Below are 25,171 nucleotides of genomic sequence, written 5' to 3'. Positions count from 1 at the left end.
CTGTCGCGTGCAGGCGTCCGCGCCGAGCGGCCGGCTGGAACGATCGGCCACAGTGGAAAGTCCTGTTCTTCTAGCTGGTGGGTGTGTCAGGTAGAGCGGCGATCTGGACGTCAAGACCGGTGGAGCGCATCGTTGCGGCGAAGTCCTCGAGCCAGACTGTCGCCGCCTTGCGCGGGTTGAGATCGTCGTGTTGGTAGAGCGCGTACACGAACGGACCGGCGATGACGGTGTCGTCCTTGGCTCCATGAAGCCAGGTCGCGAGGGCCGGAGCGAATAGATCCGGTTTGAGACCAGCGCTGCGGTTCAAAATGCTGGTGATTTCCGTGTGCGCGTCGTCATAGGTTAGATGGCCTGGTCCGATCATCGGAGAAAGCAGGTGGTCTTCGGGAAGAATCTGTATTTGCAGGTAGTTCCATGTGGGCATCGCGCTTCTCTCATTTCTGGTGTGGCTGAGGTAATTCGAGACTGTCTGGGTCGAGTATTCCCGCGCCGCCATGCCATGGGGTGGTGGGTGTGTGGTTTGCTTTGCGCCGGTGTGGTGCGTGGCGCGAACTTGGTGAGGTGAAGGGGCGCTCGGCGAGGTCGGGGCGGGGCTGGCTCGATGCCTGCCGCGCACCGTCAGTCGCTGGTCTCTCCACGCGACGGTGAAGTGCTACGGCCGGATATATATCAAGTAGTGTGGTCGCCGCTGTATTGGCGGTAGGCGGCGAAGGCTTCGGCGAGAGCGTCGATCTGATACTCGAACTCGCCTCCGGGATAGTTCAGTTCGGCGAGTTCGTCGATGATGCCGCGCAGTGTGCGGAACGCAGCGGCTCGCGGTGCCGCGGTCGGGCCCTCGGGTTGGGCAGGGAAACCGTTCATGATCACTCCTTGAAGATGTGGTGTGGCGCGCTTGCGAGATGGCTGGGACGTGGGTGGTTCCCGCGCCCCAGCCGAGTCTGGTTAGCGGGTGGTGTCGTTGGACAGTCGCCAAACGGCGTTGTGGACGTCGGAGTTGATGTTGTAGTACCAGCGGGTGCCTTCGGGGATCGGTTCGCTGAGGGGTCCGTCAGCAGACATGCGGCTGTCTTTACGGACGCGTGCGGCGAGTTCGGCGGTGAACTCCGGGGACAGTTTGCGGTGGGTGAACACGAAGCGCGTGTTGAATTTCACGAGTTCGGCTGCTGCGCAGCAGCGGGAGTCGTGGAGTCGGTTGTTGGTGTCGACGTCGCTGCCGTAGGTTTGGGCGACGCGGGGTCCGTGGTTGGGGCAGTACCAGGATTCGGCTTGGTAGGGGCAGTCGGTCATGCTCTCGAACCGGCCACCTTGGAAGGCGTGCATGATACGGTCGACGTTGTTGGTGGTGGGGCCGTCGGTCCAGAAGATGTCGATCGATGATCCGCCGGCCCGGCTGCTCCGTACCGAAAACTTGATGCCAGGAAAGGATTTCTTGAGTTCTGTGCGGATGAGTTTGGCGACGTCGGCGGTGTCGATCCATCGGCTGCTCGCGACGGGAATGTCGTTGCTGTTGATCACTTTTGGTCTCCTCACGTTGTTTTGCCCTTGGTGGTGGGGGCCGTTTTTTCGCAGCTCGGCGCGAGAAAGGGATGTCAAGCGGTGCGGGTGGCGCGGAAAGTTTTCGCCCGGCTCAGCGATCGACATGAGGAGAGAACACTGTGGCTGAGCCGGATTCAGCGAAAAGTTTCCGTGCTACCGCTTGACATCCCGGCGCGCCGAGGCACGCTGCGACGCCCCCATCACCGCAGGGGAAACAACACCCCGCCGGGGTATGGCTGGCGCTGTGTGGGGACCGCCCGCGGTCGCAGCTCCGAACCGGCCGCGCGGCGGCGAACAGCTCGCCGTGCGGAAAGGGAAGCCAAGCAATGGTCCTAGCGCAGAAGGTCTTACTTGTCTCAGATTATTTGCATCATTAAATGCCTTCTTGGGTTATGTTGTCGGCGCAGGTGAAGTGTTAGTTGTTTTTTGAGGTAAGCCGAGTCGCATTGCGCGAAGTCGCGCTAGGCAAGGGAAGAACGTCTGTGAAAACCGCTTCCGTGGTGGCTGTCGTGATCGCAGCGGTACCGTTGGCCGGTGGCTGCAGCACACCGAAGACTGGCGCGGCCGCACCTGCCCCGTCGCCGTCCTCGTGGGCGGCTGACAGGCAGGTGCCCGGGTACGGCGCGCCCCGGGTACTCAACCCGCTCTCCGCTGACCGGTACCTGAGGGACCCGTGCGGGCTGATGACGCCGGAGCAAGGTGGAGAGATCGCCGGGCTGACGGACCGAAAGGAAGATCCGCAAAGCAGGGGTCGGCCCGAAGTGCGCGTGGGAAGATCCGGATGATCCGATCAACAACGTCGAGGTCGCGCTGGCGGTCCGCGGAGGAGGCGGTCTGAGCGGGGTTTACTCGGCGCATGCCCGTGGCGAGACCGCGTTCTTCGAGCCGACCGAGATTTCTGGTTACCCGGCGGTGTACTCAGATCCTGAGGATTTGAGGGGCAAGGGCACCTGCAGTGTGATCGTCGGTATTCGGGACGAGCTGGCCGTGGACATCATTGCCAGCTTCCAGACGACGTCGCCGCATTACCCCGAACCCTGTCTGGCGGCAGGCAGGGCCGCTGAGGTTGTCGTAGCCACGCTGAAAGCGGGGGCCTGATAGCCGCGGGACAGGGAATGCAATGACATCGCTGCTTGATGGGCCGGTCGCAACTGGCCGCGTTGCCGCTGCGGGGCTATTTCAGTTAGGCTTGGTGAGCGTGTTGATCGCGCGCTGCATCAGTTCGCGCAAGGTTTTTCCTCGTCGTCGGTGAACGCTGCGGACAGCCGCTGGTCGACGGCGAGCGCCGCTTCGTTCGCTTTGTGGAAGACGGAGTGTCCGGTCCGGGTGAGCTTGGTGACGAGCACCTGTGCGTGGATGTCGGAAGGTGTGCGTTCGACCAGCTTCTCGGTTTCCAAGGTCGCCAGCATCGAGGCCATGGTCTGGGGCGTGACGTAACAGATCCGGGCGAGCTGCGCGCCCGACAACGGCGCCTGGGAGAGGGCAAACAGCGCGGCGTACTGCGGGACCGACAGCCCGAACGGCTTGAGCGCGCGCGGCGCGCTGGCAATAACAGAATTCTGTTCCTAGCGCGCAACTGGTGGAGTATCGTTTGTTCGCGTGATGAAGCCACTAGATGACTCTGATATTGATCAGTTCGTGCGCAGGTTCGCCTGGCGTGGGTACGTGTCTTCGCCCGCCGCCTGGGTCTTCTATATTGCCGCGCCGCTAGGTGTTGCCGTTTTGTCGATTCATTACGGGCTCGGCATTGATGAGGTTGCGGGGCTGCGGATTTGGGGAATAGGAACTGGTCTCATATTGGGCGGCCTGCTGTGGTTCCCGCTGTACTACATGCGGTTTCGTGACGAGTTGCGCGTTCTTGCGCGAAAGTTCTTTGACGGTGATGAGGAATTGCGCAACAAGGTGTTGGGGTCACGATCGGAGTGAGGGCGACCTGAAGGTCTGTGGTCGCAACTCCGAATCGGTATGGTAATGACGGCGGCATTGTTGCCGTGGCATGTGGGTACGAGGTTCGTTGATACAATGGCGACATGAACAGGCTTGATATCGAGAGCGCTGAGTTGTCGCGGCGACTGCATCGTTCGATGTCCCCTTTTGTCACTTTTCTGCCGGACAGGTTAATGCAGCGTCTCACGCATGAGGTCATCTCCGAATTGCTCTCGTATGAGCGTGATCTCCAGCAGCGAAGCGACGCGGAAGAACGCGAGTGTCGAGAGCGCGTGATCAGTGAGCTGGATGTCAGCGGGGTGACGTGGGAGCCGTTGAAGGTCGATGCCGACGGTGAACCGGACGGTGACCTGCGTATCGCGTCGGTCGAGCACCCCAACGGAAACAGTTACCTGGTGCTCTGGTCGGCCTCGGAGAACCGTGTGGTCGATGTTCCTCTCGCTGGAAAACAGTGGTCTTTCTAAGCACGATCGACACCGGTTATAACCCCCCCCTGATGGGGGTAGGTCATGCGGTTGTGTCTGGCAGCGCCAAGGTTGCGTGCGCGAAGCCGAGACTGCAAATTGGATTCGTGGTGGCCGGCCACGGGTACCGCCGGGGACGGAGCTGAGCGGGAACCGGTGACTGGTCTGTTCAGGACTCAGGGGCAGCGCGGGCAGCGGACCACACCCGGGCCAGTGCGGTGGCGTTGGGCAGAAGTGTGCAAGCCGAGGAGCCCGCACGCCACGCCCCGGCGTGGACGTTGATCAGGTCGAGGCCGCGCAGGTCCGCACCGAGGCGGCTGATCGTGAGCTGCACATCTATCTCTGTGAGTGGCGCGCCGTCGGCGCTTGCCCAGCCATGACCAAGCAGCGGATGGACTTGGGCGGCCAGTTCAGCGAGCCGGCGGGGACCCTGGGTTGTCAGGACGGCGAGGGTTACACCGCTGAGCACCGTGGTGAATTCGCCTGGCGGGAACGCCGAGCGCAGCCGCCGGACGATCTCCCGATCGTCTTTTGCAGCGCGGGTGGGGGCCAGGACACCGTGGGCCAGGCGCAGCAAGCCGGCTCTGCGCAGCAGATCGTGCAGCGCGACCAGTGGCACGAGGTTGTCTTCACGTGCGGCCGGACTCGCGTTGAGGTTCGGGTGCCAGTGGGGGCGGTGCTGCTGCACGTCCCGGACGAACGCGCGAGGCAGCCGGCCACCGGGGGTGAGGGTGACACCTGGTGTAGCCAGTTCGAGCAGGAGCCGGACGCTGTCGGGCACGGAACCGGCGGTCTGCTGGATGGCCAGATCGGTGGCCGCGTGATCGAAGTCAGGCAGCTCGCCCGCCCAGCTGCGCAGCTCGTCGTGGTCGTCGTGGTGCGGGTCGGCCAGTACCTCGCGAAGGTGGGCGTATCCGTCCGGGCCGCCGCAGTCTTCGGGTGGGCAGGGGCCTTCGCCGTAGACGCAACCGGGCTGCACACCGCCGCTGCCGAGGATTTCGATGTCGTGGGTCCAGCCGTCGCCGAAGTCGTAGAGATACTCAAAGCGTGCTGGGAGATCACGCAGCCGGATGCTGGTCTCGTCGTGTTGGGTGTCTTGCTCGTCCCAGCCGTCGTCGGGAACACCGTAGGTGGCCTGGTCGGTGACGAACTGATGCAGGTGGGAGTCTGTCCACCCCAGGCTGGCCTGCAGCAGGTCGTGCAGCTCCGGCAATGTGCTGCAGGTGGGAATGTCGATGACCCGCAGCACCGTGGGCTGCACTTCGCGCAATCGAACCTGGATTCGCGTGGTTTTCACGTTCGCAGACTAACGAGCCGTTGGCCAGATCTCGCGAGCACGTGACCGCGCGTCTCACGGGAACGGTGAGGCCGCGGCTCAGGTGCGGCGAGACGGGTGACGAAGGAGGCGACCGGTGTCCGCGCGTCGGTTGGGCGTGCTCGCGAATGTGCGGTGAACGCGTGCGCCAGTCCCCGAATCTCGAGAAGGCGTACCTGGCTTGCCGGCTCGGTACACGTCCCGGCGGCGCTGCTCGGCTAGCAAGGGCCTATGGGGTGGGGTGGTGGTCGGCGAGCCTGTTGCTCGGCCTTATGGTTCGGCTCGCCGACCATCGAGGGTGCTGGCTCGTGACTCGGACGGTCGTAGGGATGAGTCAACGCTCACGATCGTACGGCGGGCGCGACTGAGTCGAGGTTGGCTGCGGCCGAGTTGCAGTGCGTTCGGATAGCAGTGTTGCCCCTTAGGTTTCCCTCTGTGTCACCCGTCTGCCGCGTCATCACTGGGGACCGGTCGCGTTGCATCGACGCGAAGACGCCCGCATGGGGTGTGGTCATCGCCCGCGGCACTGCGGGTGGAGTGCGCATGCCGCTGCCTCCCTCAGCGGCATGCGCACCTGGGTAGTTTTAGCCGCCGGTCACACGGTGATGGCTGGGTTGGGTGCTGCACGCAACCGTCGGCGGTGCAGCCACCACAAGCCGCCCAAGCCGAGGCTGCCCGCCTGCAGCGCGGGGGTCGCGACGATCGTGACGGTGATGATCGCGGCTATCAGCGCGCACCAGTACAGCAGTGTGCGGGTGGTGTTGGCCCAGCTGCCGAACATGGTGTTGTGCGCGAGTTCGAGCTAGCGTGGGTGCCGGCTCTGTCGGGCGTGGCGACAGGCCGGCTCGGTGACCAGGCCTGTGGGCTCGGATGTGAGGTCGAGCAGTTCGTCGAGGGTGACCTCACGCGGGTGACACCCACTGTGGTGGTCGGGCCGTGATTTCGCTGACGTGACCTGGTCGGGCCGCGTTTCCTCTGGCACCTGGCCGCGACACGGCGGTACTCTCGTCACGTTGGCATCCTTCATTTGACTCTCACCGGTTGATGGGGTTGTCGAACGTTGAAGCGGCTCCTCCTGCAACGGGGAGCCGCTTCTTCCTTGTGCCGACGTCCCCGCCTGGTGACCTGGTCTCTCGTCGGCCGGGTCGGGGCGTCGCGTTGTCCATTGTGGCCGAACCTCGGGCATGGTTGGGGTGTTACTGGGTGGTTTCTTGATCTCGTCGCCGAACGGCGATTATTCCTTCGCCCCAGGTAATCGCGTACTCGCCAGTTCCCCTGATCGTGTGATTGTCGCGGCGATGTGCCGCGGAGCGCGGCACTGAAATCCGTTCTGGTCACCGCACGGTGTTTCGCGTGTCATCCATTCGTGTGTGATTCGCGCGAGTGGTGGACGATCGGTCCACGTCGAGGGGCTGGGCGGATGCACTCGCACATGCAGATGCGCACCAATCCGCACGCGATGACCGCTTGCCGTGCAATCTGACCGTTCGCCGACGGGTGGGTATCTGGCTAGCAGTTCTGCCCATATGGCCGCCGGGATTGGCCTTGCCGTCACCAGTCCGGGTGGATGGTGTCCACGTCGGAGTGAGTGGGGACCTTCGCCCCGTCCGGGGTTGCTAGCGTCGCGCGTTCTTATCGCGCGATGTTCGGTGGAGTGAGAGCGGTCATGACGGTGTATCGGGTGGTGGTCGGTGTCGACCTGGGCACGCACGGAACGTCCGTGGGATGGGTGCCGGTGATCGCGGGCCAGGCGGACCCTGCCCGGATTTCGGTGTTCGAGGGCTGGCCGGGCGGCCGCCCGGGTATCGATGTGAAGACCCCGACCGCGGTGCTGGTCGATGAGGAGAACCGGATCGTGGCGTGGGGTTTCGACGCGTTCGCTCAGGCTGGCCGCCTGCGCGCGGGCCGGCCGGGTAGCGGTGTGCGGCTGCTGCACGGGTTCAAGATGTCGCTCGCACCGAAGTCGCACACTGCTACCGCGGCCACGTCGGGGATCGGGTTGGCCGATGACGAGCCTGAACCGGAAAAGCTGATCGCGGGGTTCCTCGGCCACGTCTACCGCACGGTGCTGGCGGAGTTGCGCTGTCACTTCCCCGGTTTGCAGGAAGAGGAGATCCGCTGGTGTGTCACTGTGCCGGCGATGTGGGACGACCGGGAGAAGCTGCTGGTGCGCCGCGCCGCGTATGAGGCGGGTTTGCCTTCCGGTGAGCGCGACGAGCAGCTGCTGCTCGCGCTCGAGCCGGATGCGGTCGCGCACAACGCTCAAGTCTCGGGCATTGACTACGTCACTGTCGACGGTCAGGCGCGCCGGCGCGGGAACCTGGCGGCCGATTGCCGGTTCATGGTGGTCGACGCTGGTGGAGGCACAATCGACATCACCTGCTTCGCAATCGACGCCGAGGGCTATCTGACGGAGATCGACCGGGAAGGCATCGCGCAGGGGTCGCTGTATGTCAACCGCGCGTTGAAAGACCGGGTGCTGATCGACCGGTTGGGTGGGCAAGCGGAGTTCGACAGGATCAACGAGGCAGCCCCGCACGCCATCACCGAGCTGCTGGAGGACTGGGAGACCAAGAAACGCACGGTCACCGCCGCGGGCGAGGAGACGATCCTGCTGAGCCGGAAGATGAGTCTGGCCAAGCAGTTAAGCGACGAGGTCGCCGACCGGTTGGACACCGAGCAGGACGGTGACGACGAGAATATTTGGATCAGCGCTGATGAAGCCCGTTCGGCGTTCGACGCGGTGATCCCGGATATCCTCGCCCTGGTAGACCGCCGACTCGACAGTATGACCGCCGAGGCGGCGCCGGCGGATAAGCCGGATCTCGTGTTGCTGGCGGGCGGGTTCGCTGAGTCGCCTTATTTCCGGCACCGCCTGGCGGAGCATCTTCGTGGGCGCGCGGTGGTCGCGGTGACTCCGCAGCCGCGGGTGGACGTTGTTGAAGGCGCAGTCCGGTTCGCCTACAACCCCAAGGTCCGAGCTCGACGCTCCCGCTACACCGTGGGCACTGACCTATGTATGGAGTTCGAGCACGGTGTTGACCCTGTCGCGTCAATGGTGCGCGATGCCTACGGCGTTGAACTGTGCTCGAACAGGTTCGACGTGTTCATCAAGGCGGGTCAGTTGGTGCCCGTCGAACACGAGGTCGTCAAGTACTACGTGCCGATTAGCGGGAGTACCGACAGTGTGACGATTGATTTCTTCCGAACCGCAGACGTCGATCCTCGCTATCTCGACCACAAGACGTGTGAATTATTCGCGAGTTGCTCGCTGAAGATTGACCTCAGTGAGGTGCAGCATCTGGATCTGGACAAACGCGGAATCGTTGTTTCGGTCAAGTTCGGAGAAACCGAGATGCACGTGAGCGCTGTGCTGGAAGCGAACGGCGCCAAACAGGAAGCGACGTTGCAGTTCAGTGCTCGGTGAAGCCGGCTCGGCGGGGCGAGAGGTGTGTGGTGTGTCATGATGACTCGTTTTGAGCGCGCGATGGCGCGGTGGCGGATGGGGGGCCTGGGCCGCCGTCGACCACCCGCCGATGTGTCGTTCCGTGAGCCCGGTCAGCCGGCAGCGTCGTCATCGGACGTCGACGGTGGTGTCGAGGCTGCGGGCGACACGACTGGGCGTGTTGATACTCGGTCGGGTTCGCTTGCCCGGGTGACCGGTGGCCCGATCAGCACTGTGGAGGCCGCGGATCGGGCCTACACGGCGGAGATGTTTGGTGAGGTCAATGCCTACGTGGAGGCGTTTGTCCGTTCGTATCGACGCTCTGCGGGGCTCGATCAGCGCGGTGAGAACGTCGCGACCGTGATGGCTACGGTTGCGGACTGCCTGTTCGGGCCGGATGTGGACATCGCGGGTCGGGTGCGGTCAAGGTTGGTGATCACCCCCGAAGCGTGTGGGGAGGCGTTCGACGCGGTGATCGCCCGGGCGCATGTGCTGCGCAGCCGGATCCGTCAAGCCCGCGATCTCGAGGTCGAGGACACCGCGCCGGTTGGTGTGCTGCTGGTCCCCGAGCGGCAGGAGCCGTGGAAGTCGTCGACTCCGCATGCCCCGGTCCGGTTCATGGTGTTCCCCGGCTTGAGCTCGCGCGGTCGGGTGCTGGTGAAGCAGCAGGTGTACACGATGGGCTTGCGGGAAGCGCGCAGCGCTGGCCTCGTCGAATAGAGCCGTCCAAGCTGCGCATGGCCCGCGTGGTCAATCCGGTGGTGGCAGGTCGATCTTGCGGGCCCATTTCTGCCAGCCGCCGTCGGATGCGCGACGTTGCCAGCCGTCGATTTCGGGGCCATGCTGCACCCAGCGGGCAATGATGTCGAGGCACCACCGCGCGAACAGCTGCCGGTCTTCGGCGGTGACGCCTGGCTTGACCAGGAGCGTGGCCGGGTAGCTGGCGTGGTCGGGGTCGAGCCATTCGACCGAGATGAAGCCGATGACGCCGGGCTCGTCGGCGCGGCCGATGTCTTACTCGATCACTTCGAGGCCCAGCTCGGTGAGCTGTGCTTCTGCGCTGCTGATCATCTCCCGCAGCGTAGTGCTCGTCGGTAGGCGCTGCCGTTGCCCGAGGGCAGCGTCGTCGGGGTGGGATGGTGGTCATGCGCTCGGGTGGGAGTGTCGCGGCGCTGGTCCGGCTTCCCCGCGGTTAGCATGCGCCAAGCCCGCCCCGGCGGGGTAGAAATCCTTTGTGAACTGGTGAAAGGTTCTTGTGATGGCGCAGAAGGTGCACGTCGAGATCTTGGACGACCTCGATGGCTCGGAGGCGACCCAGACGGTGCCGTTCGCGCTTGATGGCGTGTCTTACGAGATCGACTTGTCGGACGAGAACGCGCAGGCGCTGCGCGACGAGTTCGCCCGCTACATCGACGCCGGTCAGCGCACCGGCGGCCGCAGGATCAAGGTCGCCGCCGGACAGTCCACGGCGACCCGATCGGCGGCGGGGAACCGGCAGGGCACCGACCGCGAGTACAACCAGCAGGTGCGGGCGTGGGCGGTGGCCAACGGCTACGGGATCTCCGAGCGCGGCCGGATCCCGAACGAGGTCACCGAGGCCTTCGAAGCAGGCATCCCCGCCCCGGCCGCTGAGCCGGAGCCGGTTGTCGAGCCCGATCCGCCGGCCAAGCCCGCCCGCCGGCGCGCCTCCAGGAAGAAGGCCGACGCCTAGAGTGTCGTTCCGCCCTCGAACCATCGGATGGGGGTGGTTTGTGAGGGTGCTCATGAGGTCTTGGCGGGCCGCTACCAATATTGTGTCGATTGTTTAGGTCACGCGATATCGGGTGCGGTGATCACCTTTTCTTGGTTTTCGAATTATCGTTATTGCATTCGAAACCGAAAAGGGGTGTGGGGCGACTATGGCTGATGTGATCGGTGAACAGCGCGGCCGGGACGATCGGCGTGCAGCCGCGGCCGACACGCTTGGTGAGGCCGCAGACGAGCTGGAGCGGGCCGCGACGACGCTGCGGCAGGCGCTTGCCGACGGCAGCGCTCCGCCGGGTGTGCAGGAGCTGATCGACCGGCTCGATCGCGCCGCCGCTCGCGCTCGCGCCCGCACCGGGTCAGGAGCAGAGGGCCTCGGTCATGGTCTCCTCGACGATCAACCCCGGGCTTGAGTAGATCTACGCAAGCCCGGGTGGGTAGATCCGCGTGACCTGCTGTTTTTCCTGCCAGTGGCTGGTCTGAAAGGTTGAGTGGGTGCGCTGTGCTGTCGTAGGGTGACCGGTGGTTACCGACGACGGGGAGGCGTGGTGGGTTCGGGCTATCAGGTGGTCATCGACAAGATCCGCAGCACGGGGCAGGCCGCTGGGCGGGTTGCTGACGGGCTGCGCGGTGCGGGATGCGCGGCCGCGATACCGGCTGGTGATCTGGGGATGCCGGGGTCGCGTGCGTCGCTCGTGATGGCTCAGGTGAAACACGCTCTGGTGCAGCGTGAGAGCGGGTTCGAATCCCGTCTGGATACGCACGCGGGGAACATGGCCACGGCGGCGGACCGCTACGCCGGGCAAGAGTCAGCCGCTGCGTTGGACATCACCACCGCCACAGTGCGGGGCCCGGTGAAGGCGAGCTGATGGTCACTTGGGCTGACGCGACCCGCTGGAATCCGGCGGTGCTGCAGGACGCGGTCGGGGCGATCAACAACGCCTACAACAAGCTCATCGCCTGCTCGGACGACTTGCGCGACATCAACACCCCCGACGGCTGGCACGGTGCCGCCGCGAGCGCCGCCGCGGGTGAGGTCAATCAGGTCATCGACGGTCTTGAGGAGTACGCCGCGGACATCGCTGCTCTGCGCCGCGCCGCGGCCGAGACCGGCGACGCGATCACCGGTGTGCAGAACGGGGTGCGTGAAGCCCAGTCGATCGCCGCCGCTAATCACTTCACCATCGCCGCTGACGGCGCGATCATCGACAACGGTGGGCCCGAGGTGCCGGAAGGGCAGCAGGAACTCGCCGCTGAAGAACGCCATCGGCTCGCGGAGGAGCTCAAGGACCGGGTCGAGGAAGTCCTGCGGCAAGCGGTGAATGTCGATGAGGGACTGTGCTCGGTGCTGGGCCTCATCCAGGCCGGCCAGGTCATCGACGCGACAGCGAATGACAACGAGAACACGAGCTTGGCCGCGGCCGGCAACGCCGGAGCCGCGGTCGCGTTCCCCTCGGTCATGCCTCCGCCGGCGGTGGACGCGGATCCGTCGATGAACGCCGCCTGGTGGGCCGCGCTCTCAGACGCCGAACGCCAGCAGCTGATCGCGCAGCACCCGGACTGGGTCGGCAACCGGGACGGGATCAAAGCCGCCGACCGCAGCACGGCAAACCTGAACCTACTGGATCAGGAGAAACGTTCTTTCGCCGCAGACCTAGACCGGCTCCGGCGGGAGGGCGGCGACTCGGATGAGATCGCCCGTGTTGAGCAGCGGCTCAAAGCGCTGGATGCGATCACCGGGATGATGCACAACCCCGATGGCAGTCTCAACACCAGCCGGCAGCTGATGTCGCTGGACATGACCGGTGACCACCCGAAAGCGGCGATCGCGACCGGTGACGTCGACACCGCGCAGCACGTTGCCGTGTTTACCCCGGGCATGAACTCCACGGTCGATGGCAACATGAACGGCTACGTCCATGACATGGACGGGGTTCGTGAAAGCGCGGAGCGGATGTTGCAGCGCGGCGGGGACATGTCGCAGGTCGCCGCGGTCACCTGGATCGGCTACGAGCCCAGCACAGGCGACGACACCGGTTCGCTGCTGGGCCTTGTCACGGGCGAGAACGCCGACATCGGCGGGGACAAACTCGCCAAGTTCGACGAGGGCATCAACGCGTCCCGCCCGGTTGACCCGCATCTGACCGCGCTCGGGCATTCGCAGGGCTCGATCGTGACCGGGATCAGCCTCACGCACGGCGGCACCGGCGTGGACGACGCGGTCGTGTTCGGCTCTCCCGGGGTGGCCGATCACTTCGGCATCGACAACACCGCCGCCGACTTGAAGGTGCCGGGCGGGCACGCCTATAACATCAAGGCCGATGGTGACCCGGTCGCTCAGTGGGTTCCGGAAACCTGGCGGTATGGGCGCGCCCCGTATGCGATGGATGGCATGAGCCAACTGTCGGCGGACGCCGCGACGGGCCCTGAGGGGGCGCCGCTAGCGGCCTCGCACGGGCACAGCGAGTACACCAAGACGATGCCCGACGGCTCTGATAGCACTAGCAAATACAACATCGCCGCGATCGTGGCCGGCAAGCCCCAGCTGACGGTCCCCGCCCACTAGGAAGTTGATCACGTGTCGCCACGAAACTGGCCGGTCGCCGCGGCACTGGCCGGCGTTCTGCTGCTGACAGGATGCAGCGACGGCCGCCAGTACCTTGATCCTCAACCCACGGGACCTTCGATGTCGAAGCAACAACAGCAGGCACAGCTGGCCACTCGCCCGACGTTGGCCGACGCGATCGCGGGCTATGAGAAGCTTCGCGCGGCGATCCGTGAGCGGCTCTCGAGTGAGTTCGGTCTTCCGACGTGGGTCGAATACACCGACTCGGTCCGTTTCAGCGGATGCGGTCAGCAGTTCGCGGCGCTCACGGAGCAGGAAGCGAGCACGAAGTTCTTGTCGCGGTGGTCGAACACCACGTCGTTGCTGCCGCAGTGGGAGCAGGTGAAGCAGCTGGTGCGCGAGGTCGCCGGCGGCTACGGGTTTACCACGGTCTCGCTCGACGCAAACCGTAATGGCGATGCCGAGTTCAATCTGAACGATCAGTATGGTGCGGAACTGTCGATCGGGGCCGCGAAGAACACGCTGCTTGCGCTCACGACGGGGTGTCACCTGATCAAGAAGTAGCGGCCCCTAGCTCAAGGGCTCGTGATGCCGGAGGACCGTTGTGGACAAGATGCCCTCGTTCGAGCTCGATGACGGCAGCCTGTCATCTCGGCGACCGGTGTTGTTCACGCTGGTGTGCTGGGTGCTGGCGGTCATGTGCGGCGCGCTGTCGGTGATCCTCGCGATCGGCGGGGCGCTGAGCAGCGATTCTTGCCGGCCAGGCGATGCGGAATTCATCTGCACCGCCGCGGGTCAGAACCTCGCGTGGTGGCTGCCGTTCGCTGGCTATGCGGCGGCGAGTGTTGTCGCGTGGATCAGCGTTGAGTTACTTGAGTGTGGTGCGAGGCCGAAGTGGTTGGGCTTGCTTGCCGGTGCTGCGGTGTTCGCGGCTGTCGCCACTATTGACCTGACGTTCGTTGTCGGGTGAAATACTCCGGCCTTCTTGCTGCGTACTCGATGTGCTCCCCGGGCAGAGCGGCTAACGCACCTCGGTCACTGACTGTCGAGAAGTTGCTGTAGGTGCCAGGCAACTCGCACCGGACACCGTGTGGGTGTCCGGTCGGCACGGTGGTCTCCGGTTTCAAAGGCGGCGCAAAGCTCGGAAAACGCACGCTGGGGCTGCTGGTTCGGGAGGTTCCCGACCCCGGCAGCCCCAGTGTGTCTATTAGGTGAGTGCGCTAAGGTCAGCGCGTTTAGCAGCTCGCCTTGGTGTAGGCGGTCTGGATGGTGTTCCCGGGCCACAGGTAAACCTTGCCCGGGCCGACGCAGTAGTCGTACGGGTTGGCGATCCCCGGTTTCGGAATAATGTGGATGTACGCGCCGAAGTTTGAGCAATTGTTGTACATGTCGTAAGTGCCGCCCGGCATGTACATGTGCGGCGTGAATCCACACGGCCAGCCCGGCTCGGCAGGGGACGCCCCTCGTGCCGCTTCACTGGCTGACGCCGACGGCGCGAGGGTCGCAAGAGTCAGCGACGCAAGTGCGCCCGTCACAATCATGGTCCGCTTCAACGCAAGATCCTTTCACCAAGACAACAGTCATCTGGCTTGCCAGCACCCTGGGACGTGGAGCCGGGCAGGATTTAGAATGGCCTGGTTTTCGTGACGGGAAAACGTTCCCCAGGTGCCCTCGGCGTGGGGTTTTCGCGTAGTACTTTGCTGGTACTAGTCAGCGTTTGCTCGCGCCTTTTCATCAAGAGATGGGTGATTGGGGCTGTTGTGGGATGCTGATATTAACTGTCGTCACTCGGCGCACTGAGCGATCGCGCAGCGCGAGATTGGACTGTCCGCTTGCCAGCAGGCCAAGGTCTGAGTGCGACGGATTTGAGGTTTACTTCCGTAGTTCAAGGTAGATTGTTTCATCGCGTCGGAAGCCGCGGTCCAAGCGCGCCACGTCGAGGCGGGCGCCTTGCTTGAACATGGTCCGCTGCGCGGTACTGGCATCGAAGCCCGCGCGGCCGACGACGTGCCGTAGTTCTTCTTCGTCGTAAATCCAGCAATGTCCGTAGAAGTAAAAGATCTGGTTGATCATGAACGCGCGACGATCCGGGACTGAGTCGCCGAAAACCCGCAGCCTGCGACGGTGCGTGGTGAGAAAGTCGTCGCCACGAACGTACGATTCCAGGTATTTGCGCAGGTCAGGAGTAGTCAGTCGGAGTAGGCCGCCGGGCGTGAGGACCCGCCGGACCTCGGTGAGCCATGCCACGGCTACTTCGAGTGTGACGTGTTCGATGAGGTGTTCGGCGTAGACCCAGTCGAGGCAGTCGTCTTCGAAGGGCAGCGGCTGCCGGATGTCGAGTTGGGTGAAGTAGCTTTCGCGGTTGACGCGGTAGAGGTTCCCGGGTGTTGTGGCCAGGTCGTGGGTGTGGAGTCCCATGAGATCGGTTCCCAGGCCTGATGGGTGCGCGGTCTTGAAGGCCGCGAACTCGATGCCGGTGACACCCAGTTCCTGGAAGTCGTGTCGGGTGCAGGGAAGCGCGTTGGATGTAAGCTCCAGCTGCTGGCACGGGATGCCGCTCTCGGCGACTTCGTCGAGTTTCTCGGTGAACAGGTGTGGGTTGTCCCACACCTGCTCGGGGAGTGTGGCTCCTCGGGTGGTGTCGTCGTCGGTGGTGACGATCTGCTCGGTCATGTCGCTCCTGTTAGTCCACGATGTAGGTGACGTGTTTGATGCCGTTGACGAAGTCCGAGTGCAGCGCCGCTGGTTCGCTGTCTGCGCGGATGGTCGGTGCTCGTTGGAAGAGCTGCTGGAACATGGCGGTGATTTCCCGGCGGGCCAGGTGCGCGCCGAGGCAGAAGTGCGGGCCGCCGCCGAAGCCGAGATGCGGGTTGGGTGATCGGGTAATGTTGAACCGCTCCGGCTGGTGGAAGATGCGTTCGTCGCGGTTGGCTGACCAGTAGTACAGGACCACTTTGTCGCCTCGCCGGTACCGGTTGCCGTTCAGGTCGACGTCGCAGGTCGCGGTTCGCCTCATCCAGATCACAGGAGAGCTGCATCGAACGATCTCTTCGGCAGCTAAGCCGATGCGGCCACGCAGGTCTTCCAGTAGCAATGACTTCTGGTCCGGGTGGCGCGTGAAGAGCACGAGTCCGTGCGCGATCGCAGCTCGGGTCGTGTCGTTGCCGGCTGTGCACAGCAGAATGAAGAAGGACGCGATCTCGTCGAGTGTGATCTTCCGTCCGTCGACGACGGCTGCGGCGAGCGTGGAGATCAGATCATCGGACGGGCGCCGCCTTCGGTCGGTGACTAGTGCGGCGAGTACCCGCCGCAGGCGAGCTGTGGCCGTCAAGAGCCCTGTCGTGACCGGGTCGGTCCTGGTGGGATCGCGGTATTCCGGATCAGTGATCGAGATGATCGCGCGGGAGCTCTCAAGGATCTCTTGCCGGTATTCCTGGGGGACTCCGAGTATGTCGCAGATGATCCGCAGTGGCAGGCGATCCGCTGCGTGGGCAACGAAGTCACCGGCGCCGCGGTCGATAAGTTCGTCGGTGATCTGCCGCACCGCGGTGAGGATGCTGGCGTCGAGGCGCGCGAGGCGCCGCGGGGTGAACTGCGCGGCTACTAATCGCCGGAACTGGCCGTGGGTGGGGCTGTCCATGTTGATGATCGACGTGGCGTGCCGGCGGGCTTGCTGGGGCGGGTCGGTGATGCTCACGGCGGAGGGTTGCGAGCTGAACTGGGTGGGCATTCGCCCGGCCGCGTGAACGTCGGCGTGCCTGACCAGAGCATAGAAGCCCTCGCTGTGCTTTTGCTCCGCGCTATTGGCGAAGAACACGGGCCGATGGAGCGCCCGCAACGCGGCGAAACCGTCAGCTCGTTCGCGTTCGGGCCGGGCCCAGAACGACAGGTCCCCCAGGTCAGGGGGTAGCCTAGCGCCGTCACGGGTTGTGGCGGGCCGGTGCGGTGCCAGGTCTGGTGTCATCGCAGCATCACTGATTCCGATGATGCGGTCCGTACGGGCATGCTCAGTGTTGTGCGCAGAGTGCGGGACGGGCCGTGCCGCAGCGGGCCTGCCTGCTGCAGATCGGGGTAGCGGCGAAACAGAGTCGACAGTGCAATCGTTGCCTGACGTCTGGCGAGGCCGGCGCCGAGGCAGTAGTGCGCCCCGGCCGCGAACGCGAGGTGATGCCTGCCGTTGGACCGGTCCAGATCGAGGGCATCCGGTTCGGCGAAGGCGGCCGGATCACGGTTGGCTCCGGCGACCAGCACGGCGACACCGGCGTCGGCGGGCAGCCGCACTCCTGCCAGGGTCAGCGGTTCCTGGGTCCGCCTGCTGACCCATCGCACTGGGGGATGCAGCCGCAGCACTTCATTAAGGAAGGCGGCCCCGCGGTCACCGCGGCTGCTGAGTTTTGCGCGCAGGGCCGGGTTCTCGAGCAGGATGTGCACTGCGCTGGCGAACAAGCTGGCCATGGTCTCGAAACCCGCCACGAGCACAAGCTGGCAGCACGCGATGATTTCGGAGAGGGTGATCCGGCCGGCGAGCCGGGCGGTCGCCAGCCAGCTCACCAGGTCGTCGTCCGGACAGGCGGTTCGGCGGCGCAGTAGCCCAGCGAAATAGTCGGCGACTTCGGCCAGGGTGCCGCGCAGTTGCCGCGATTTGGCCGGATCGGGGGTCTCGTGCAGGGATTCGGCCACGATCGGTCCCCACTGCAGGAGCTGCTCGAATTCGCTGCGGGGAACGCCTAACACAGCGCACACGGTTCGCATCGACACCCGCAGTGCAAAGTCTTCAACGAGGTCGAACTCGGCTCGCCGGGCTACTTCGCCCATGGTCTCGTCGACGATGTGCTCGATAAGTGGTGTGAGCGTGTCCACGGCGCGCGCGGTGAAAAAAGGCGTGACAATGTGCCGCAGCCTGGTGTGGGCGGGTGGGTTGCGGAAGACGAACCAGTCGTCGATGGGATGGTCGTCCTGCGAGCTGCTCAGCCGGGATGGCCGGGTCATGCGGGAGGGGCTTGCCACACCGAACCGGTCGTCTTGCAGTACAGCCTTGGCAACGTCATAGGTGGCTGTCAGATGGAACCCGAGCCGACTGGCGACAAGATTCCCGGCCGCCCGGATGTCGTTGAACAGCGGGTAGGGCTCGGCGTCGGGCGGTAGCCGCAGCATGGCGACGCCTGGGTCGAGTGGTGGCACTATCATCTCGCTTTTCCGTTCAGTGATGCTGGGCAAGTGGCCGGTGCCGGACGGGCAGATCGGGCGCCGTGAGGAGCCCGGCGGCCGCGAGGTAGCGGTCGATGACTGCCAGCGGGTAGTCCGGTCGGAAGTTCGGAAGACCGGCGACCAGGCCGCGCAGCTTGTCAATGGACACCGCGTGAGCCCTAACGCTATGGACAGTGGTGCGGTGGGCGGCGATGCCGAGCCCGGCTTCGAGGCGGTCGACGATGCGCTCGACAGGAATCGATACGCCAGAAGCGACGTTGACCACGTCACCGGTGACGCCGGCCGTGAGCAGCTTGTCGACGATCGTGACGAAGTCGTCGACGTCGATCAGGTCGCGTGTAGCGCCGCGGTAGATCTGAACGGTGCCGCGTCGAACCTGGCTGGTTAGTGAGGGCACGAGCTGGTAGGGCTTCTGGTGTGGCCCGGTCACATGTGCCAGGCGGAGCACGAGATAGTCCACAGCCGACCGTGCAATCGTGCGCTCCAGGGAGTATTTGTGCAGACCGTAGGGGGTACTGGGCCGGACTGCGTCGTGCTCGCTGCCGGCTGCGGGCGCGGCGTTGTAGAGCGCGGTAGACGCGGTGGACAAGAACACCAGCTTCTTACCGGTGCTACGGCATCTGGCCAGGCTTTGGACCACGAGGTCCCGTTCGCGACGAAAATCGGCCTCGGTCGCGGACGCGACGGCGGTGACTCCGGCGGCGAGCACCACCGAGTCGGGGTGACGCCCAGCCAGCGGGGCGAGGTGCCGCGCGAGAAAGCCTGCACCGACGATGTCCACAGTGTCACGCCCCCAGTTTCCGCTGCGACGTCCACGCAAGCTGCTCGAGCGCGGGCACCACCGTGGCGGGCGCTGGCAGATCGTGGGCTTCGGCGGCGAGCGTCCGCGCTGCGGCCCGGTATTTCGGATCGTAGAGCAGATTGATCGTCGCTTGCTGGATCTTCTCGGGGCTGGCGGAGTAGCTCGGGATGCTAATCGCCGCGCCGGTGGCAGCGACCCGGGTTCCGATCATCTCCTGATCGAGTCCGTGCGGAATGAGTAGCTGCGGCACGCCGTGCGTGAGGGCGGTCATGGTGCAGCCAGCGCCGCCGTGATGGATCACGACGTCGCACGTGGGAAGCAGCAGGTTGAGTGGCAGCTGTGTGACCGTTTGCACGGATGCGTCTACCAGCCCGGCGATCTCCGCCAGGTCGGCTTTACTAGCGGTCAGGACGAAGTCGGCGTCGAGATCGAGGACGGCTTCCAAGGCCTTCGGGAACGCGGAGGCTCGGGTGCCGAATAGGGTGAAGCAGGACTGACCCCAGATCACGGCGATTCTACTGCGGGCTGGCGGCTCGAGAGTCCATAGCGGTTGTGCGCCGGCGCCGTTGTAGGGGATGTAGCGGATCGGCATCCGGTTGCCGGGCAGCGGCGGGCGAAGCCTCGGCGGACACGGATCAATCACGTGTTCGATCAAGTCGAAGCTCATCCGCGGTAGCCCGCGGCGCGCGAGCGACGGGTTGACGCCGAGCATGGAGAAGAACAGTGCGCCGTTGGCGGTGGAGATCTCCGGCTCCTCGGTTCCCATCGGGCCCCAGGTGTGCAAGATCGCGGGTATTCCGGCGGTGCGCGCGGCGAGGATGCCGTCGACGCACAGGAAGTCATGGATGACGAGGTCGGGAGACCACCCAGTGACGAACTCGGTGATGGCGTCGGCGTTTGCCCGGCCGACGGTTAGTCGTTGCCGGGTGAGGTCGCGGCTGATCGCGGTGACGTCGATGTCGCTGAAGTCGTCGACTTCGGCACCGGTGACCGGATGTAGCGGGGGATGCTGGTAGTGCCATTTGCCACGCAGGACCTGGGCGACGTTGTGCATGCGGCCGACCATGTCCATGTCGACGGTCGCCATGACAGGCACGGGGGTCATCCCGGCGGCGTTCACGTGGCCGGTGAGGGTCTCGGCGCATACGACGCGGACGTCGTGGCCGGCGGCTTGCAGCGCCCAGCCCAGCCCGACCATGGGGAAGAAGTGGCTGGGCCATGCCGAGACGGCAAAGAGGACTCGCACGTGAACTCCTCGTCGCTTGGGTGTCCGATCCCGGTGACGACCGGTGTGGGACGTGACTGGCGCTACGGGTATGTGGGGTCAGGCCGCTAGGTGTTCCAGTTCGCGGACTAGTTGCGCGGGCGTGGGCGCGGCCGCGATCTCGTCCCGCAGCGATAACGCGGATTCGCGATAGCTGGTGTCTTCGATGAGGGTGGTGACTGCCTCACGGATCGCTTGGAGGCTGCTGCGGGGTCCGGGGATGCTGAGTGCGACGCCGGCCCTGTGGAAGGCGCGCGCGTTCGCGTGCTGCTCGGGCAGGTAGGGCAGGGTCAGCTGGGGTGCGCCGGCCCAGGCCGCGGTCATTCCCGAGCCAGCGCCGCCGTGGTGGATCACGGCCGAGCAGGACGGCGTCAGGTGTCGTACGGGAAAGTTGTTGAGAACTGTGGTGTTGGCGGGAGGGGACAGGGTTTCGGCGACCGATCGCGAGCAGGTCACGACGAGCTCGATGTTCAGATCGGCTAGGGCGGTCATGATGTGGGGAACGAGGAACGTTTTCTGCCCGAAGATCGCGGTGACGGAGTCACCCCAGACCAGGCAGACGCGTGGCCGCTCTGGAGCCTTCAGAAGCCATTGCTGCGCTGCGCCGGGCCCGTTGTAGGGCAGGAACCGGACCGGGAGCCTGCGAAGCCGTGTGGGGCCGGCAAGCTGCTTCGGGCAGGGGTCGATCACGTAGTCGACGAGATCGATGCTCCACTCCGGGAGGCCGTACCGCGGGAAGCTGCTGCTGGTGTCGGGCGGGGTCAGCACGAGATCGGGGTCGGTCTCGTGCGTGCTAACCGGGCCCCACAGGTGGCAGATCGCCGGTACCTCGGCGACTTTCGCGGCGAGCACGCCCTGAGGGCTTAAGAGGTCATGAATGACGAGGTCGGGTTGCCACACACGAGCTAACTGGACCGTGTCGTCGATAGTTTTGTCCAGCGCCGTTCTGTAGGCGTGTGCTCGTCGAGCGAAGGACCGCATGTCGAGCTCGCCGCGATCATGCAGGGGCAGGCCGGTCACCGGGTGGAGCGGCAGGCCGAGCTCGGGATCAGTGCCGCGGACGGCCCGCAAATAGTAGGCGAACCTGGCGAGAGTGATCGCGCTCGGACCGCTGTCGAGCAGCACAGGAGTGAGGCCAGCGCCGGATATCGCGCCAGCCTGGGACGGAGGGCACGCGATACGCACCTGGTGGCCAGCTGCTTGAAGCGCCCAGGCCAGCGGAACCATCGGCAAGTAGTGGGAGACGTAGTCCGAGACCGTAAACAGCACGCGCATAGTCACCCCCTCGTTCTGACAAGCAACGATTGCACCGGGGCGGCAGCGTCACATCATCTCTTAGCGGTCACTCGCGCACTGGAATCGCCCAGTGCCGCCGTAGTGACATAAGTACTAGGGTGCCGGCCCAGGATCTTCGGCGGCGGTGGGCGGGTGTCCGGCCTTCTGTCAGCTGTCGTACACCCGCCTCGCACGACGCTTGGAGCGCGCAGTCGCCATCCTCTATTGACCGGTCACTGGTGACCCGTGACATCCGTCATGCACGCTCCATGACGGGTCTCATGGTCGGACAGTGACCGCTTGTGCACACTGAGGGTATGAACGATCACAAAGACTGCTCCGACCAGCTGCCCGTCCTGGATCCTGAGCAGGTTGCCCGGGCGTTTTGCGATAGTTTGGGCCACGTCTTCGCCGCGGTGACGGTCAGGGCCGGTGCCGCCCGGCGGGTACTCGAGGTCGCCGGCGACACCGACCTCGCGCTGGCGCAAGTGCGTGAAGCGGAGTCTGCCTCCAGGACAGCCCTGGGGGAGGTCAGGGCATTCCTGTCCGGCCAGCCGGATGCCATCTCGCTGCTGGGCGAAGCGGTCAAAATCAAGATCGCCTTGGCAGGGGCGGGCATCGACGCCGATCTGCCGAATGTGGTCGACAGCATTAGTGAGCCAGCGCGAGAAGCGACCGCTCACGCTTTGCGTGTGGTGGCCGCATTCGCCATCGATAACCGCAGCATCAGGACCATGCGCGTTCAGTTCAATGAATCAACCATGGTGATCGAACTCGGTGCTCGCGATGAGTCTGTGGACACCGCACACTGGGCTGGTCGCCTTGAGAATCTTCTTCGTGACGTCGACACGTCGCTCACGTTTTCAGTAGCCACCCAGGGGTCGATCTGTGTAATCGAATCGCATGCGTGTGATAAGGGGCGAGGTCTGACCTGAGAGCACGATTTGCGATTCTGCAAGCACTATGTGGGTACTGCATGTGCTTACGCCGTAGGTAGTGCCGGAAGCGTCTTTGACTGGCTGGGAATCTCGACAGACTGGATCCGTCCGGCCTTGAGCGATGCAAAAGCGTCGCCGAGGCAAGGTGTACGGAAAGGAACCAGCTGTGAAGGGAACACGCGTTGTCTTGGCTGCCGCGGCAGGGCTTTCGATCGTGGGCGCAGCGTTCGCCACGCCGGCGTCCGCGAGCCAGGCGAGTGGACCTGTGTCGGCGAGCGCGGAAGCTACGATGAAGGCGCCGGGCTATCCCTGCGGGTTTACCCCGCACTTCCCCATGGCGCCGGGGGGAAGCTTCGATATGTACAACAACTGTTCGAACTTCGGGGCTTACATTCACGTGGTCCCTTACCACGGGGATCAGTACGACGAGTGCGTCGGTCCCAACGCCATGAAGGTCTGGCCTGGCTACTGGGTCCAAACCGCCTACACGAAGGCGACCTGCTGAGAGCTGGCAGTGGCCGCGCCCTGTAGATAGAACGACTGCGGCTGCCGGGATGTACGACGATCCCCTGCCCGGCAGCCGCAGTCACCTCAATTCAACGGCCTGAGCTCACGTGTTCCCGGCGCGCCACTGCCTCTGCGATCGATCAATGGCGGCGATCAGCACCCCTGCCTGGGCCGCTGTCGCAGCGAGCGCCACATGCAGCACAATACCGCGCCGGTACTTCTCATTGCCTGTGCCGGGTCACGTTTCAACAAATAGTTGCGTGCGACGACTCACTCCGAGTTTGCGAAGAACGGACACGCTGTGGTTCTTCGCGGTGTTCAGGCTGATCGACAGAGCGCGCGCGATCTGTTTGTTCGTGTACCGGCCGACGAGCATGACCAGAACCTCCTCCTCCCGGGGTGTGAGACCGTCGGCAGCGGGGATCGGGGGACGGCGGTTCGGGGTCCTTCCGAGAATCCAAATTTTCTCGCCCCGCTGTAACGCCTTGATGGCAGCGGCGAGGCTTTCGACTGGTTCGGTGTTCGCTACGAAGCTGTCGACTCCTGATAGCTGGAGGACCGCAGCGTCGCGTGCGTGAAGAACGGGGCTGAAGGCGACCAGAAGTGGCGGATGAGGGCGAGACTTCAACTCGCGGCACGCAGTCAGGCCGACGTTTAGCGTTGGCGTTGTGGGGTCGATGACGACCAGGTCGATAGAGTCAGAAGCAGCGGGGTGATCAGAGGCAGGCTGGTCAAATACCAGTTCGGTGGAGGCGAAGCGGTTAACAAGTGCCGTTTTAATGCCAAGAAGCTCGACAGGTGTGAACCCGAAAAAAGCTATCTTCAAGACATCCCCCTCGGATGACTTATTGACATGTCTCGCTGTGGTCGAATAGTGTTTTGCCGAAAGGACTATTCCCTCGTTAGTTCTGTCGCGGCGCCGCGTGTCGGCGGGCGTGTCCGAAATATACGGTTGGATAGTTTCGCAGCGTTCGTTGCCTTTCGCTGGTGTGGCTGTTGGCGCCGCTCGACTGGGTCGCATAGCAGGCACGCGTGGTCGACGGACGAGGCCGCCGAGGTGCAGGCCGGTGCTCGCGGCACGGTCTAGCCAGCCACGCCTCGAAGAAACGAGAGCGGGCCACGAAGCATGTCACCTTTCGGTGAATGTCCGACGTGATACTACCTGCCTACTGGTCAGTAGGCCACAGGTCTGCAGACTTGGCCGCGCCGCCGCGAGTGGCCCTTTTGGCTACCAAGAGTGCCCATTAAGGCTTCCAGTTTAACTCGTATGGGCTATTTTCTTGCGCTCGCCTTGATCGTCTACGCTTCCTGGGTTCGGCTGCTGTGGTCGCGTCAGCGCCGTGCTGAGGGGAGGGGTTACGTTGACGACGCTTGAGGGTCGTGTGGCTGTGGTGACCGGTGGGGGTACCGGGCTTGGCCGGGAGATCGTCGAGGCATATGCCGCGTCAGGGGCTGCAGTGGTCATCGCGAGTCGCAAACGCGAAGTATGTGAGCATGCGGCTTCGGAGGTTCGTTCCCGCTACGGCGTCGAAGCGCTCGCCGTATCGTGCAATGTCGGTGACTGGATCGAGTGTCAAGGTCTCATTGACACCGTGCGGCATACCTTCGGAAAAGCGGACATTCTGGTCAACAATGCGGGTGCTGCGCCGGTTTACCGCGATATCGCCGAGTTGACCGAGCGCATGTGGCGCAAGGTTCTGGAGGTCAACTTGCTCGGGGCGGTCGCTCTGTCGCAGGGTTTCGGGACCCAGATGGCTGAGGCGGGCCGCGGCTCGATCATCAACATCACCTCGACCGGTGCGGTCCGGCCGAAAGATCCTTTCGTTCCGTACGCGGTGGCCAAGGCTGCGTTAAACACGTTCACCAAGGCGTTTGCGCAATCGCTCGGACCGCGCGGTGTGAGAGTGAACGCCATTCAGTGCGGGCCGTTTCGGACTGAGATGTCGAAATCGTGGGACGATCGGGTCGTCGCGGTGCTGGAGAAGACATCGGCGTTGCGGCGAATCGGCGATCCTCATGAGATCCGGGAAGTTGCCCTGTACCTTGCTGGCGATGAGTCAGCGTTCATGACCGGCGCGGTCCTTGAACTCGATGGTGGCGCGACGTTCTAGAGGGTCGTGACCATCAGCCTGTGTGGTCGACTTCAGGGTTCCCGGGGAGT

29 protein-coding genes and 1 pseudogene are annotated in these 25,171 nt (G+C 64.4%); 15 read left to right on the top strand and 15 right to left on the bottom strand.

The window, feature by feature from the left end:
- Positions 1 to 70: 70 nt before the first annotated feature.
- The 3 genes from ACWEN0_RS08305 to ACWEN0_RS08295 form a co-directional block, all read right to left on the bottom strand.
- Entirely contained in the window at positions 71 to 424 is a 354-nt protein-coding gene (locus ACWEN0_RS08305; protein WP_451970262.1) for a hypothetical protein, read from the bottom strand.
- Positions 425 to 669: 245 nt separating this feature from the next.
- A complete protein-coding gene (locus ACWEN0_RS08300; RefSeq protein ID WP_451970259.1) occupies positions 670 to 861 on the bottom strand; it encodes a hypothetical protein in 192 nt (63 codons plus the stop codon).
- 81 nt (positions 862 to 942) lie between these two features.
- Positions 943 to 1,641 carry an LPD29 domain-containing protein gene (locus ACWEN0_RS08295; RefSeq protein ID WP_451970256.1) on the bottom strand — a complete coding sequence of 233 codons (699 nt, stop codon included), beginning with the start codon at positions 1,639 to 1,641 and terminating at the stop codon, positions 943 to 945.
- A 630-nt stretch (positions 1,642 to 2,271) separates the two neighbouring features.
- Here ACWEN0_RS08295 and ACWEN0_RS08290 point away from each other — a divergent pair.
- A complete protein-coding gene (locus tag ACWEN0_RS08290; RefSeq protein WP_451971941.1) occupies positions 2,272 to 2,634 on the top strand; it encodes a DUF3558 family protein in 363 nt (120 codons plus the stop codon).
- 119 nt (positions 2,635 to 2,753) lie between these two features.
- Here ACWEN0_RS08290 and ACWEN0_RS08285 read toward each other — a convergent pair whose 3' ends face one another.
- Both ACWEN0_RS08285 and ACWEN0_RS08280 read right to left on the bottom strand, forming a co-directional pair.
- Entirely contained in the window at positions 2,754 to 2,954 is a 201-nt protein-coding gene (locus tag ACWEN0_RS08285) for a hypothetical protein (RefSeq protein ID WP_451972028.1), read from the bottom strand.
- A pseudogene (locus ACWEN0_RS08280) lies at positions 2,955 to 3,002 on the bottom strand (hypothetical protein); the annotation flags it as partial. It abuts the gene before it with no gap.
- Positions 3,003 to 3,135: 133 nt separating this feature from the next.
- Between ACWEN0_RS08280 and ACWEN0_RS08275 the strand changes: the two are divergent.
- Together ACWEN0_RS08275 and ACWEN0_RS08270 are read left to right on the top strand one after the other, a co-directional pair.
- Positions 3,136 to 3,462 carry a hypothetical protein gene (locus tag ACWEN0_RS08275; protein ID WP_451970252.1) on the top strand — a complete coding sequence of 109 codons (327 nt, stop codon included), beginning with the start codon at positions 3,136 to 3,138 and terminating at the stop codon, positions 3,460 to 3,462.
- 104 nt (positions 3,463 to 3,566) lie between these two features.
- Positions 3,567 to 3,947, top strand: a complete 381-nt coding sequence (locus tag ACWEN0_RS08270) for a hypothetical protein (RefSeq protein WP_451970249.1) — start codon at positions 3,567 to 3,569, stop codon at positions 3,945 to 3,947.
- Positions 3,948 to 4,116: 169 nt separating this feature from the next.
- Here ACWEN0_RS08270 and ACWEN0_RS08265 read toward each other — a convergent pair whose 3' ends face one another.
- Positions 4,117 to 5,244, bottom strand: coding sequence for a plasmid pRiA4b ORF-3 family protein (locus ACWEN0_RS08265; RefSeq protein WP_451970247.1), 1,128 nt, complete (start codon positions 5,242 to 5,244; stop codon positions 4,117 to 4,119).
- 613 nt (positions 5,245 to 5,857) lie between these two features.
- Positions 5,858 to 6,043 (bottom strand): hypothetical protein, encoded by a 186-nt coding sequence (locus ACWEN0_RS08260; protein ID WP_451970244.1) that lies wholly within the window; start codon positions 6,041 to 6,043, stop codon positions 5,858 to 5,860.
- 885 nt (positions 6,044 to 6,928) lie between these two features.
- Here ACWEN0_RS08260 and ACWEN0_RS08255 point away from each other — a divergent pair.
- From ACWEN0_RS08255 to ACWEN0_RS08215, 9 genes are all read left to right on the top strand, one after another.
- The gene (locus ACWEN0_RS08255) at positions 6,929 to 8,689 is read left to right on the top strand and encodes a hypothetical protein (RefSeq protein ID WP_451970241.1); all 1,761 of its coding nucleotides are present in this window, start codon (positions 6,929 to 6,931) and stop codon (positions 8,687 to 8,689) included.
- 39 nt (positions 8,690 to 8,728) lie between these two features.
- Positions 8,729 to 9,427, top strand: a complete 699-nt coding sequence (locus ACWEN0_RS08250) for a hypothetical protein (RefSeq protein WP_451970239.1) — start codon at positions 8,729 to 8,731, stop codon at positions 9,425 to 9,427.
- Between the two features lie 120 nt (positions 9,428 to 9,547).
- On the top strand, positions 9,548 to 9,805 hold the full coding sequence (locus tag ACWEN0_RS08245; RefSeq protein ID WP_451970237.1) for a hypothetical protein: 258 nt from the start codon (positions 9,548 to 9,550) through the stop codon (positions 9,803 to 9,805).
- A gap of 160 nt (positions 9,806 to 9,965) precedes the next feature.
- Positions 9,966 to 10,418 carry a histone-like nucleoid-structuring protein Lsr2 gene (locus ACWEN0_RS08240; protein ID WP_451970235.1) on the top strand — a complete coding sequence of 151 codons (453 nt, stop codon included), beginning with the start codon at positions 9,966 to 9,968 and terminating at the stop codon, positions 10,416 to 10,418.
- A 187-nt stretch (positions 10,419 to 10,605) separates the two neighbouring features.
- Positions 10,606 to 10,863, top strand: coding sequence for a hypothetical protein (locus ACWEN0_RS08235; protein WP_451970232.1), 258 nt, complete (start codon positions 10,606 to 10,608; stop codon positions 10,861 to 10,863).
- Positions 10,864 to 10,998: 135 nt separating this feature from the next.
- Entirely contained in the window at positions 10,999 to 11,319 is a 321-nt protein-coding gene (locus tag ACWEN0_RS08230) for a hypothetical protein (RefSeq protein WP_451970229.1), read from the top strand.
- Positions 11,319 to 13,016, top strand: a complete 1,698-nt coding sequence (locus tag ACWEN0_RS08225; RefSeq protein ID WP_451970227.1) for an alpha/beta hydrolase — start codon at positions 11,319 to 11,321, stop codon at positions 13,014 to 13,016. Before ACWEN0_RS08230 ends, ACWEN0_RS08225 begins: the two co-directional genes overlap by 1 nt.
- A 12-nt stretch (positions 13,017 to 13,028) precedes the next feature.
- Positions 13,029 to 13,580: an LppA family lipoprotein gene (locus tag ACWEN0_RS08220; RefSeq protein WP_451970224.1), complete on the top strand. Its 552-nt coding sequence runs from the start codon at positions 13,029 to 13,031 to the stop codon at positions 13,578 to 13,580.
- Positions 13,581 to 13,620: 40 nt separating this feature from the next.
- Positions 13,621 to 13,986: a hypothetical protein gene (locus tag ACWEN0_RS08215; protein ID WP_451970221.1), complete on the top strand. Its 366-nt coding sequence runs from the start codon at positions 13,621 to 13,623 to the stop codon at positions 13,984 to 13,986.
- 265 nt (positions 13,987 to 14,251) lie between these two features.
- On the opposite strand, the gene ACWEN0_RS08210 is transcribed toward ACWEN0_RS08215, so the two are convergent.
- The 7 genes from ACWEN0_RS08210 to ACWEN0_RS08180 form a co-directional block, all read right to left on the bottom strand.
- Complete coding sequence (locus ACWEN0_RS08210) at positions 14,252 to 14,569, bottom strand: DUF6355 family natural product biosynthesis protein (protein WP_451970218.1); 318 nt, start codon at positions 14,567 to 14,569, stop codon at positions 14,252 to 14,254.
- Positions 14,570 to 14,888: 319 nt separating this feature from the next.
- Positions 14,889 to 15,689 (bottom strand): class I SAM-dependent methyltransferase, encoded by an 801-nt coding sequence (locus ACWEN0_RS08205; RefSeq protein WP_451970215.1) that lies wholly within the window; start codon positions 15,687 to 15,689, stop codon positions 14,889 to 14,891.
- A gap of 10 nt (positions 15,690 to 15,699) precedes the next feature.
- Complete coding sequence (locus tag ACWEN0_RS08200) at positions 15,700 to 16,833, bottom strand: cytochrome P450 (RefSeq protein ID WP_451970212.1); 1,134 nt, start codon at positions 16,831 to 16,833, stop codon at positions 15,700 to 15,702.
- A 143-nt stretch (positions 16,834 to 16,976) separates the two neighbouring features.
- Positions 16,977 to 18,197: a cytochrome P450 gene (locus tag ACWEN0_RS08195; protein WP_451970208.1), complete on the bottom strand. Its 1,221-nt coding sequence runs from the start codon at positions 18,195 to 18,197 to the stop codon at positions 16,977 to 16,979.
- Positions 18,198 to 18,216: 19 nt separating this feature from the next.
- Positions 18,217 to 19,005, bottom strand: a complete 789-nt coding sequence (locus ACWEN0_RS08190; RefSeq protein ID WP_451970205.1) for an NAD-dependent epimerase/dehydratase family protein — start codon at positions 19,003 to 19,005, stop codon at positions 18,217 to 18,219.
- Positions 19,006 to 19,009: 4 nt separating this feature from the next.
- A complete protein-coding gene (locus tag ACWEN0_RS08185) occupies positions 19,010 to 20,272 on the bottom strand; it encodes a nucleotide disphospho-sugar-binding domain-containing protein (protein WP_451970203.1) in 1,263 nt (420 codons plus the stop codon).
- 78 nt (positions 20,273 to 20,350) lie between these two features.
- Positions 20,351 to 21,565 carry a nucleotide disphospho-sugar-binding domain-containing protein gene (locus ACWEN0_RS08180; RefSeq protein ID WP_451970200.1) on the bottom strand — a complete coding sequence of 405 codons (1,215 nt, stop codon included), beginning with the start codon at positions 21,563 to 21,565 and terminating at the stop codon, positions 20,351 to 20,353.
- Between the two features lie 317 nt (positions 21,566 to 21,882).
- On the opposite strand from ACWEN0_RS08180, the gene ACWEN0_RS08175 reads away from it, so the two are divergent.
- Complete coding sequence (locus ACWEN0_RS08175) at positions 21,883 to 22,500, top strand: histidine kinase (protein ID WP_451970198.1); 618 nt, start codon at positions 21,883 to 21,885, stop codon at positions 22,498 to 22,500.
- 124 nt (positions 22,501 to 22,624) lie between these two features.
- A complete protein-coding gene (locus ACWEN0_RS08170; protein ID WP_451970196.1) occupies positions 22,625 to 23,008 on the top strand; it encodes a DUF6355 family natural product biosynthesis protein in 384 nt (127 codons plus the stop codon).
- A 240-nt stretch (positions 23,009 to 23,248) separates the two neighbouring features.
- Here ACWEN0_RS08170 and ACWEN0_RS08165 read toward each other — a convergent pair whose 3' ends face one another.
- A complete protein-coding gene (locus tag ACWEN0_RS08165; RefSeq protein ID WP_451970193.1) occupies positions 23,249 to 23,836 on the bottom strand; it encodes a LuxR C-terminal-related transcriptional regulator in 588 nt (195 codons plus the stop codon).
- Positions 23,837 to 24,371: 535 nt separating this feature from the next.
- Between ACWEN0_RS08165 and ACWEN0_RS08160 the strand changes: the two genes are divergently transcribed.
- Positions 24,372 to 25,121: an SDR family NAD(P)-dependent oxidoreductase gene (locus ACWEN0_RS08160; protein ID WP_451970191.1), complete on the top strand. Its 750-nt coding sequence runs from the start codon at positions 24,372 to 24,374 to the stop codon at positions 25,119 to 25,121.
- Positions 25,122 to 25,171 lie beyond the last annotated feature (50 nt).

It is taken from the genome of Amycolatopsis sp. NPDC004378 (assembly GCF_053602455.1).
This window is presented reverse-complemented; position numbering and strand designations above follow the sequence as displayed.

Coding starts and splice junctions, on each gene's coding strand:
- ACWEN0_RS08305 (WP_451970262.1), bottom strand. CDS start 424: ATGCCCACATGGAACTACCTGCAAATACAGATTCTTCCCGAAGACCAC.
- ACWEN0_RS08300 (WP_451970259.1), bottom strand. CDS start 861: ATGAACGGTTTCCCTGCCCAACCCGAGGGCCCGACCGCGGCACCGCGA.
- ACWEN0_RS08295 (WP_451970256.1), bottom strand. CDS start 1,641: ATGTCGATCGCTGAGCCGGGCGAAAACTTTCCGCGCCACCCGCACCGC.
- ACWEN0_RS08285 (WP_451972028.1), bottom strand. CDS start 2,954: ATGGCCTCGATGCTGGCGACCTTGGAAACCGAGAAGCTGGTCGAACGC.
- ACWEN0_RS08270 (WP_451970249.1), top strand. CDS start 3,567: ATGAACAGGCTTGATATCGAGAGCGCTGAGTTGTCGCGGCGACTGCAT.
- ACWEN0_RS08260 (WP_451970244.1), bottom strand. CDS start 6,043: ATGTTCGGCAGCTGGGCCAACACCACCCGCACACTGCTGTACTGGTGC.
- ACWEN0_RS08255 (WP_451970241.1), top strand. CDS start 6,929: ATGACGGTGTATCGGGTGGTGGTCGGTGTCGACCTGGGCACGCACGGA.
- ACWEN0_RS08250 (WP_451970239.1), top strand. CDS start 8,729: ATGACTCGTTTTGAGCGCGCGATGGCGCGGTGGCGGATGGGGGGCCTG.
- ACWEN0_RS08245 (WP_451970237.1), top strand. CDS start 9,548: ATGCTGCACCCAGCGGGCAATGATGTCGAGGCACCACCGCGCGAACAG.
- ACWEN0_RS08240 (WP_451970235.1), top strand. CDS start 9,966: ATGGCGCAGAAGGTGCACGTCGAGATCTTGGACGACCTCGATGGCTCG.
- ACWEN0_RS08235 (WP_451970232.1), top strand. CDS start 10,606: ATGGCTGATGTGATCGGTGAACAGCGCGGCCGGGACGATCGGCGTGCA.
- ACWEN0_RS08225 (WP_451970227.1), top strand. CDS start 11,319: ATGGTCACTTGGGCTGACGCGACCCGCTGGAATCCGGCGGTGCTGCAG.
- ACWEN0_RS08205 (WP_451970215.1), bottom strand. CDS start 15,689: ATGACCGAGCAGATCGTCACCACCGACGACGACACCACCCGAGGAGCC.
- ACWEN0_RS08180 (WP_451970200.1), bottom strand. CDS start 21,565: ATGCGCGTGCTGTTTACGGTCTCGGACTACGTCTCCCACTACTTGCCG.
- ACWEN0_RS08175 (WP_451970198.1), top strand. CDS start 21,883: ATGAACGATCACAAAGACTGCTCCGACCAGCTGCCCGTCCTGGATCCT.
- ACWEN0_RS08170 (WP_451970196.1), top strand. CDS start 22,625: ATGCAAAAGCGTCGCCGAGGCAAGGTGTACGGAAAGGAACCAGCTGTG.